8 protein-coding genes are annotated in these 9,269 nt (G+C 53.0%); 4 read left to right on the forward strand and 4 right to left on the reverse strand.

The annotated features are described in order from the left end of the window. Window positions 1-604, reverse strand: a 604-nt coding sequence (locus AC2FNV_RS22640) for a J domain-containing protein (RefSeq protein WP_496774598.1), incomplete at its 3' end; no start/stop codon positions are given. A gap of 295 nt (window positions 605-899) precedes the next feature. Then, window positions 900-1,766 carry a methylenetetrahydrofolate reductase [NAD(P)H] gene (metF, locus tag AC2FNV_RS22645; RefSeq protein WP_170607187.1) on the reverse strand — a complete coding sequence of 289 codons (867 nt, stop codon included), beginning with the start codon at window positions 1,764-1,766 and terminating at the stop codon, window positions 900-902. Window positions 1,767-1,862: 96 nt separating this feature from the next. Here metF and AC2FNV_RS22650 point away from each other — a divergent pair, with 96 nt between their 5' ends. After that, entirely contained in the window at window positions 1,863-2,768 is a 906-nt protein-coding gene (locus tag AC2FNV_RS22650) for a LysR family transcriptional regulator (protein ID WP_170478569.1), read from the forward strand. Window positions 2,769-2,864: 96 nt separating this feature from the next. Continuing rightward, on the forward strand, window positions 2,865-3,650 hold the full coding sequence (locus AC2FNV_RS22655; RefSeq protein ID WP_170607185.1) for an inositol monophosphatase family protein: 786 nt from the start codon (window positions 2,865-2,867) through the stop codon (window positions 3,648-3,650). Window positions 3,651-3,675: 25 nt separating this feature from the next. Here AC2FNV_RS22655 and AC2FNV_RS22660 read toward each other — a convergent pair whose 3' ends face one another. Further along, the gene (locus AC2FNV_RS22660; protein ID WP_170478575.1) at window positions 3,676-4,419 is read right to left on the reverse strand and encodes a rhomboid family intramembrane serine protease; all 744 of its coding nucleotides are present in this window, start codon (window positions 4,417-4,419) and stop codon (window positions 3,676-3,678) included. A gap of 42 nt (window positions 4,420-4,461) precedes the next feature. Continuing rightward, window positions 4,462-7,863: a bifunctional proline dehydrogenase/L-glutamate gamma-semialdehyde dehydrogenase PutA gene (gene putA / locus AC2FNV_RS22665; protein ID WP_170607183.1), complete on the reverse strand. Its 3,402-nt coding sequence runs from the start codon at window positions 7,861-7,863 to the stop codon at window positions 4,462-4,464. A 102-nt stretch (window positions 7,864-7,965) separates the two neighbouring features. Between putA and AC2FNV_RS22670 the strand changes: the two genes are divergently transcribed. Next, window positions 7,966-8,454, forward strand: a complete 489-nt coding sequence (locus AC2FNV_RS22670) for an Lrp/AsnC family transcriptional regulator (RefSeq protein ID WP_170478579.1) — start codon at window positions 7,966-7,968, stop codon at window positions 8,452-8,454. A gap of 30 nt (window positions 8,455-8,484) precedes the next feature. After that, window positions 8,485-9,051 carry a tetratricopeptide repeat protein gene (locus AC2FNV_RS22675; protein ID WP_170607181.1) on the forward strand — a complete coding sequence of 189 codons (567 nt, stop codon included), beginning with the start codon at window positions 8,485-8,487 and terminating at the stop codon, window positions 9,049-9,051. The last annotated feature ends 218 nt before the right edge of the window (window positions 9,052-9,269 follow it).

Genomic DNA, 9,269 nt, shown 5'->3' on the forward strand with positions numbered 1-9,269 from the left:
TTTTGGCGCCAGGGAACTTCCGCTCGCGAATAGCGTCGGGAACGACAACTTCTCCGGCCCCTGTGCTTTTTGACTGGAATGTCAAAATTTCAGGTTCGCCCTTACGACAACTGGCCAAAACCGAAGTCGGCAAAACAACTCGATTTGAGCCCTCGCAAACAGGTGTCGCAACGAAATATGTAAGCTCACGTCCGAAACATCCTATTGCCTCTGGGACATGGCTCGAGGCCAATCCCTGGGCGTCGCTATCTTCTGCCGCACGCTGTTTGTTCCCGGCATGAGAAAGAACTTGGTTCGGACGCAGCATGCTCCGACAGTGCTCAATTTCGTTGGCATCCAAATCGATCAGTCTTTTTTTCAACTGTGGTCGCCGGGGCAAACTTGACTTGTCGGGCTTATTCGCTGTCAGACCCTCTTTGCGAAGGAAATCGTATGCGGTTTTCGCCTTCGAGAATCCAGAATAGTCACCACCCGTGTGATCCGGATGAGAATGAAAGGCTATGTCACGCCAGGCGTCGCGAATATCGCTGGCATTTGCGCCATGTGATAGGCCAAGTGCTTGAAGGGCTGCGACCCGCGCCTTGATGTTGTCGACTGGTTCCATAACCTGGAAAACTCGTTAAAACTTGAACTATGGCTAGTGTGCTCGGGTTAGTTTTTTTGTCAAATTTGCGCGTTTATTGGCCGGAGTTTCGGTTACAGTAACCGTTGGGCGTGCGTGATTGTCTTCAGATCATCCAGTTTTTCGCGCATAAGTCTCAAAAATGGGGACAATACCCAACTTTATTGACTAACTGTTGCCGGTTCACGTGGGGTCCGGAGTGCCCAATCGAACTGATCGCATCTAGAAACTCGCGCCAATGTCTCCATGGGCGCTTCGATGGCCAACCGAAACGCGATTACGCAACGTTTTGCAGTTCCGCTCGCGGAGTAATGCCCAACGCAAAGCAGACATCCCGCGTCAGTTCCGGTCGGTTGAGTGTGTAGAAATGTAATTTGTCGACGCCACCGTCGATCAGATCAGAACACAGCTCTGTACATAGTGCTGTGGCAAGTAAATTTTCGCGATCATCTCGAATCGCCTTTTCAAAAGCATGTTCCACCCAGGCTGGAATGCGCGTCCCGCAGCGCAGCGCAAAATTACGTGCGCCTTTCCAGTTTTCAATCGGAAGAATTCCCGGAACGATGGGTTTGTCGATTCCCGCCTTTGCGCATGCGTCGCGAAAACGGAAAAAGGTTTCGGCCTCAAAGAAAAACTGCGTCAGTGCTTCATCTGCTCCGGCGTCCAGCTTAGCTTTCAGCCAATCAACATCGGTGCGAGCATTTTGAGCTTCTGGATGAATATCCGGATATGCGCCTACTCGGATATTGAAGCGATTGGTTTCTGCCAGCGCTGAGATAAGCTCTACAGAGTTTTCGAAACCATCAGGGTGGGGAACGAAACTATTTTGTCCCTTTGGTGGATCACCGCGCAAAGCTACGATGTCACGCACACCTGCCTTGGCAAATCCATTTGCGATTGCAAGTGTTTCTGACCGGGTTGCGTCCACGCAAGTAAGGTGCGCGGCAACAGGCAAGCCCGACGACTTGTGAAGGGTTGCCACAGCATCCCGCGTTAATTCCCGAGTTGTCCCCCCGGCGCCGTAAGTGACGGAAACGAAACGAGGCTCCAACGGGGCAAGCGTTTGAACGGTATCCCACAGCCGGAACGAGGCTTCCAAAGTTTTGGGGGGAAAGAACTCAAAAGAAATCTCAGGCTTGGTCATGGTGGCCTCTTGGGGGTTTCATTGCATTCTTTGTGCCACGGGTTTAATGGTGAAACAAACTCATATTATTCAACAACAACATGAGGCCTGTTTGGGATGCACATTGAATTCCGGCATCTTCGTACCATCAAAGCGATCCACGAATGCGGAGGCTTGGCGCGTGCAGCGGATCAACTGAACATTACGCAGTCTGCGTTAAGTCATCAGATCAAAGGTTTGGAAGATCAGGCGGGCGTCGAGCTTTTCCTGCGCCGGTCGAAACCCATGAAGTTGTCTGCCGCCGGTTTGCGTCTACTGCGTCTTGCTGAACAGATACTTCCACAAGTCGAAGCGATGCAGGACGAGTTTTCTTCTTTGCGGGATGGTCGAACGGGGCGCATGCATATTGCCATCGAATGTCATGCTTGTTTTGAATGGCTGTTCCCAGTGCTGGAGAGTTTCCGAAAAACTTGGCCTGATGTCGATGTAGATATTCGTCCGGGTCTGGCCTTCGACGCATTACCTGCGCTGCAGAAAGAAGAAGTTGATCTGGTGGTGTCCTCTGACCCTGAGGATTTGCCGGGAATCGAGTTTGTAGAACTCTTTGATTACAATGCAGTTTTCGTGGCCGCTTCCACCCACCCGCTCGCGCAAAAAAAATATATCGAAGCTGATGATTTCAGAGGGCAGACCTTAATTACTTATCCAGTCGAACGCACCCGACTGGATGTGTTCAGCCAACTACTGATCCCGGCGCGTGTGGAACCGTCTGCGATCCGACAAGTTGAACTTACGGCCGTGATCCTGCTTTTGGTGGCTTCCAACCGCGGTATCTCCGTCTTACCGGACTGGGTGGTGCGCGAAGTTAAATACAACTCGGACTATGTGACGCGCCCGCTCACAAAAGACGGGATAACGCGACGGCTGTATGCTGCCGTGCGAAGCGAGGATCTGGAAAAGCCTTTTGTGCAAGAGCTGGTAAAGCTGGCTCGAACCGAGGCCCGCAAGTTGCAAGCAGAATAGGTGAAAAACGCGGGGCAGGTATGCATATCATACCTCTTGGCAAGGACGCATTGCCCCAGTATACGCGCGGTTTGACCGGACAGGAGCCTTGGAACAATGGTTGGCAGTGCAAATCTCAACATCATGATCAAAGCCGCGCGAAAGGCTGGGCGCTCTCTGGTCAAGGATTTCCGTGAAGTCGAGCACCTGCAAGTTTCCATGAAGGGCGCAGGCGACTTCGTGTCCAAGGCAGATATCGCCGCTGAAGCGATCCTTAAAGAAGAACTTCTTGGTGCACGTCCGACCTATGGTTGGCTGGCCGAAGAGGGCGGAGCGATTGACGGAGAGGACCCGACCCGTCGGTGGATAGTCGATCCTTTGGATGGTACGACTAATTTTTTGCACGGTTTGCCACACTGGGCGATATCAATTGCGTTGGAACACAAAGGCAAAATTGTTTCTGGCGTAATCTATGACGCCGCCAAGGACGAGATGTTCTTTGCAGAAAAGGGTGAAGGCGCTTGGATGAATGATATGCGCATCCGCGTATCTGGCCGCCATCGCATGATCGAATCCGTTTTCTCGACTGGGCTTCCGTACGGCGGGCGATCCGACTTGCCGGAAACGCTGCAAGACTTGGCACGTTTGATGCCCGTGTGCGCTGGGGTTCGCCGATGGGGTGCTGCGGCGCTGGATATGGCATATGTAGCTGCCGGCCGGTACGAGGGTTTTTGGGAACGTCGTCTCAATACTTGGGATCTGGCCGCGGGTATCATTATTGTAAAAGAGGCCGGTGGCCTTATTCAGGCTTTGAACCCCGAAGGCAGCATCTTGGAAGATGGCGATGTGATCTGCGCTAATGAGCCTATCTTTGACAGTTTCACCAAAGTGATAAGGGGTTAAATAAGACCCCCAACCAGAAACTGAACTACCTGCGCGGTACGCGGGGGATGCGCGATTCCGTGAGTTTGTATTTGTGCTCTGGATGTGGAGGATGGCCGTGGGTTCTGCTCCAGAATGCAGTTCCACCGCGTTTCAGCCAAAGCGGAATGCAAAGTATCAGCCCAACAATAAATCCGCCCGTATGGGCCCAATAAGCCACGCCGCCACGGTCCGGGTCGCTGGCCAGGCTTCCAAAAAATTGCATGCCAAGCCAAACCCCCAACATGACAAAGGCTGGTATTGTAAAGATTCTGAAATAAACAATCAGGATCAGCAAAATATCCACTCGGGCCTTTGGAAAGAGCAATAGATACCCCCCCATCACGGCGGCAATTGCTCCGGATGCGCCAATAGTAGGAACAACCGACTGGGGTGCGGTAATCACATGAATCAGTCCAGCACATACCCCTGCCATCAAGTAGAACAACAAAAAGGGTAGGTGCCCCATTTCGTCTTCCATGTTGTCGCCAAATATCCAAAGAAACAGCATGTTTCCAGCCAGGTGCATCCAGCCGCCATGCAAGAACATTGATGTTATCAGCGTTTCAAGCGCGACACCGTCCGAAACGCGGGCTGGTATGATTGCGTAGTCATAGTAAAGACGGTTAATCAGTTGAATGTCGTTCATAATCCCCACATAGCTGAGGAAGATCAGAACATTTGCAGCCATAAGAGAGTAAACGACATAAGGCGTACGGCCTGAGGGGTTATGGTCGCGTATAGGAAACATGACGGGACGCTGTGCTTTTCAAAGCCCTACGTCAAGTCATGCTTAATTCGCACCCCCCAATAATGCTGCGTTGCCCCCCGCTGCAGTGGTATCGACGCAGACCTGACGCTCTGCCAAAACACGAGTTCGATCGGGTTTTCCGGGGATCAAAGGCAAGATAGGACCAATTCTCCGTGCAAGGTGACGTTCTATCTCACGCGCTGTTTCTTCGTCACCCCACCATAAAACGCCAGAAAAATTATCTAGGTGTTCCAACCGATGCAGATCCAATTCACCTGTCGTTTGAATCGTAACACCCCCTGACGCCTGAACAGCATCTGCTTGTTCTTGGACGGTGCTTTTTCCAGGTCCTAGGCATAACAGTGGCGCGCGTGGAAATTCTGTAAGCCTGTTGGACTCCCCAGTTGGGCCGGGCAAAGTATGTGTCTTGGGTTCTGCGGCTTGTCCAGTCGGCGCGGGAATTTCAGACATTGCACCGGGCCATGACTCCGCAACGGATTGCCTGTCTGGGGCGCAGAAACGTTTCATATAGTTCGGGCCGCCCGCCTTAGGCCCGGTTCCAGATAAGCCCTCACCGCCAAATGGTTGCGAGCCGACAATGGCGCCGATTTGATTTCGGTTCACGTAAATGTTTCCGGCGTGAATTGATTCGGTCACATGTTGTACGCGGTCATCTATGCGTGTGTGCAGCCCAAAGGTTAGGCCATAACCGGTTGCATTAATATCCGTTATTACTTTGTCGATATCTTGTGACCTGTAACGAGCGACATGCAGTACAGGACCAAAAACCTCGCGTTCCAAGGCGGCAATACCCGGAATTTCGATAAGCGTCGGGGCGATAAAATTTCCTTCGGTTGGAGTGTCCAATTCTTTTAAAACTCGCCCTTCCGCGCGAGCGCTGGATACATGGTCCGCGATTGATTGCAGCGCAAGTTCATCGATGACTGGACCGCAATCCGTGGAAAGCAACCAAGGGTCTCCAAGTTGTAATGCGTCCATTGCGCCGATCAGCATTGTCAGAACGTCGTCGGCGATTTCTTCCTGAAGATAAAGGCAGCGAAGCGCAGAACATCTTTGTCCAGCAGACTGAAATGCGCTTTCAATTATTGACTGGACGACCTGTTCCGGCAGGGCTGTGCTGTCGACGATCATTGCGTTCAGGCCGCCTGTTTCGGCGATCAGAGGCGTGCCCGGGCGCAAGTTATCGGCCATCGACTGCCGAATTCTTTGTGCGGTTGTAGTCGATCCGGTGAACGCCACACCGGACACGCGCGCATCTGACGTCAATGCTGACCCCACCTCGGGCCCGCCTGGTAATAGTTGCAGTGCATCGCTCGGCACGCCAGCCTCAAGCAGCAGTTGTATTGCTCGATGGGCAATGAGCGGAGTCTGTGGTGCGGGTTTGGCAAGAACCGCGTTTCCGGTCGCAAGTGCCGCCGAAATTTGACCGGTGAAGATAGCCAGAGGAAAATTCCAAGGGCTGATACAGGCGAAAACACCTGCCGGTTCACGATCTGGGATGTTTGCAGCGTAATATCGTAGGAAATCGACCGCCTCGCGCAGCTCAGCAACTGCATCGGGAACAGACTTTCCAGCCTCGCGTGCGAGCAGCGCAAACAGCTCACCAAAATGCGCCTCGTAAAGTTCGGCCGCCTTGTTCAAAATGCGGGAACGTTCAGGCGCGGGGACTCGCCATGGATTTGCACAGGCAAGCGCCTGTTCGATGTCTTCATGACTAGTCGTTTTGACTGAACCGGGCTTGTCTTGCGGATTAGACGGATTACTCACGATCTGTGCGGCTTCGGGTTGTGACTCACCCGACAAAAGCGGGCCAGACGACCATTGGTGGTTACGATAGGCGTCTCGCGCCGCGTCGATCATGTCCAGTGTCGGCGTATGATGCAGGTCGAAGCCGCGTGAATTGGCGCGTTCGGGTTCAAACAGCTCTGGACCTTTTGGCAAATGGCGTTGCGGTTCTCGAATTGCTTCGAACGGATCGGCGGCAACCTCTTCTGGCTGAACCTCCTCATCTACGATCTGGTTCACGAAGGATGAGTTTGCGCCGTTTTCCAGTAATCGCCGGACGAGGTAAGCCAACAGGTCGCGATGAGCGCCTACAGGGGCATAGATGCGGCAACGGGTTTTCTTTTGATCTTTAACGATCTGATGCAGGGTTTCACCCATCCCGTGCAGCCGCTGAAACTCAAATGGCTGGTCATCGGCCATGTGAAGGATCGCGCTGACGGTATGGGCATTGTGGGTGGCGAACTGCGGATAAATCCGATCGGTCATATTCAACAATTTACGGGCATTTGCGATGTATGAAACGTCTGTCACCGCTTTTTTTGTAAAGACAGGGAATCCATCGACGCCTTCGATTTGGGCCCGCTTGATCTCGGTGTCCCAATAGGCCCCTTTCACTAGTCGGACCATCAGCTTGCGGTCGTGCCGCTCGGCCATCTGATACAACGTGTCCAAAACCAGCCCTGCACGTGGGCCGTAGGCTTGAACAACTATACCGAACCCATCCCATCCCGACAGCGCTGGTTCAGCCATCAGCGCTTCGATCACCTGTAGAGAAAGGGAAAGGCGGTCTGCTTCTTCAGCATCCACGTTCAGCCCCATTCCGGCAGCCTTGGCTAGCAGTGCCAGCGCACGCAAGCGCGGAACCAGCTCGTCCATGACGCGCTGTTCCTGCGCCAGTTCATACCGAGGGTGCAAAGCTGAAAGTTTAACCGAAATTCCAGGGTTGGCGCGAATATCATCGTGCGTACACGCCTCTGCAATCGCAGCGATGGCTCGAGAATAGGACAGGTGGTAACGCGCGGCATCCGCCTCGGTACGCGCGGCTTCGCCCAACATATCGTATGAATAAGTGTAACCTTTGCTTTCCATCCCACGCGCTCGGGACATGGCGGATTGGATGGTTTCACCCAGGACGAACTGCCGTCCCATCTCTTTCATGGCACGTCCAACGGCGGTGCGGATCACTGGCTCGCCAAGCCGCTTTATGGCGCCACGTAGCGCGCTAACCGGAGAAGATTGCCCTTCGTCCAATACGCGTCCAGTCAGCATTAATGCCCAAGTGGAAGCATTGACCAGAGAGGACGAGGATTGCCCCAAATGTTTGCCCCAATCCGACGGCGCAATCTTATCTTCGATCAGTGCGTCGATCGTGTCGGCGTCGGGAACGCGCAACAATGCCTCGGCCAGACACATAAGTGCCACGCCTTCGTCGGTGGACAGGCCGTATTCAGCCAAGAAGACCTCCATCATCCCAGGCGATGTACTGGACCGTATGTCGCGAACCAATTGCGCGGCTGCCGCGCAGATTGCCTTTCTTTGGTCTGTGCCGAGTTCAGCCTGCGCGATCAATTTCTCCAATACAGCGTCATGGTCGGCATAGGTCTGAGCGTCGATGAGGGTGCGCAAGGAATGAGACATGTAACCTCCGGTCTTTTGTGCAGTATAGCGGCAATTTTTCAGGACAATCGAACAACTTTGGTTGTAACAAAGGTCAATGGACCAAAATTTTAAGGATTTGCGATGCGATACGACTTTTTTGAGCTGGATCGCTTTGATCGTTCAATGTTGGCGATTCTGGCGGAAGATGGTCGGATTTCTGTGGCAGACCTCGCCCGTCGCATTGGTCTTTCCAAATCGCCTACTCAAGCACGATTGAAGCGGCTTGAAGCCGAAGGCGTAATTAAAGGCTACCGAGCGATCTTAGACCCAATCCGATTGGGTCTAGATCATGTCGCCTTTGTCGAGGTGCGTCTGACAGACACCAGAGAGAAAGCTTTGAGTAACTTCAACGACGCCGTTCGCAGAATTCCTGAGATCGAGCAAGCTCACATGATCGCGTCAAATTTCGACTATCTGCTTAAGGTTCGAACCGGCTCTATGTCTGAATACAGGGCGGTGCTGGCCGAAAAAATATCTTCTCTGCCGCATGTTGCAAGCACGTCAACTTTTGTTGCGATGGAGGCCGTTAAAGAGACTGGGGTATCGGGTGGTTTGGAAAGTAAGGGTTGACGAAGTCTTCAGCTGCATCACCATACAGTCATGAAAAGAACTGTCACAGCCTTAGCATTGATGTTTGCAACTACAGTTGCCGCAAGCTCTGAAGAGTGTCCGCCAGCCCCGGATCACACTGCTGGTGTTGATCGGATAATCGATGAGATCCGGAAAGCTGAAAATGAACTTGCAGCGCGGGAATTGTCCCAACAGCTTTGGGAGTTTTGGACTGATGCGCCGGACGAAAGTGCTCAAGCCGTGTTGGATCGTGGAATGACTCGAAGAAATGCTTGGGACTTGTTGGGAGCGATCGAAGACTTTGACAAGCTTATCGCTTATTGCCCGTCCTATGCCGAGGGTTACAACCAGCGTGCTTTTGCGAATTACCTACGGCAAAACTTTCAAGCTGCGCTTGTCGATTTGGATAGGGCGATAGAGCTTTCTCCCAATCACGTTGCGGCGATCAGCGGACGGGCGCTGACGCTTTTGGGGCTTCAACGGATTGATGAAGCGCGAGACGCTTTGTCATCGGCGCTGGAACTAAATCCGTGGCTGTCGGAGCGCCATCTCATGGCACCCGGTGGGCCGCTTGAGCCGCCTGGCCAAGACATTTGATCAACAACGAAAGAACGCCCCAAAGATAGTACTGCGGAGCGTTTTGCGTTTGATCGGTCGCTAGCAGGCTCACCTGTTATCTGCTCGTTTGATCGCGATAACTGAAGAACGCGATGTGTCGCCATCGGGCCGGTTGCCGCCCTGATGCTGAATGGCAGAAAACATTGTACGCAGGTCCTTTGGCTGAGATTTAGCTGAATAGCTAATTCGCACTTTCG

The sequence above is a fragment of the Ruegeria sp. BHSA163 genome (genome assembly GCF_059613365.1).

Coding starts and splice junctions, on each gene's coding strand:
- metF (WP_170607187.1), bottom strand. CDS start 1,766: ATGACCAAGCCTGAGATTTCTTTTGAGTTCTTTCCCCCCAAAACTTTG.
- AC2FNV_RS22650 (WP_170478569.1), top strand. CDS start 1,863: ATGCACATTGAATTCCGGCATCTTCGTACCATCAAAGCGATCCACGAA.
- AC2FNV_RS22655 (WP_170607185.1), top strand. CDS start 2,865: ATGGTTGGCAGTGCAAATCTCAACATCATGATCAAAGCCGCGCGAAAG.
- AC2FNV_RS22660 (WP_170478575.1), bottom strand. CDS start 4,419: ATGTTTCCTATACGCGACCATAACCCCTCAGGCCGTACGCCTTATGTC.
- putA (WP_170607183.1), bottom strand. CDS start 7,863: ATGTCTCATTCCTTGCGCACCCTCATCGACGCTCAGACCTATGCCGAC.
- AC2FNV_RS22670 (WP_170478579.1), top strand. CDS start 7,966: ATGCGATACGACTTTTTTGAGCTGGATCGCTTTGATCGTTCAATGTTG.
- AC2FNV_RS22675 (WP_170607181.1), top strand. CDS start 8,485: ATGAAAAGAACTGTCACAGCCTTAGCATTGATGTTTGCAACTACAGTT.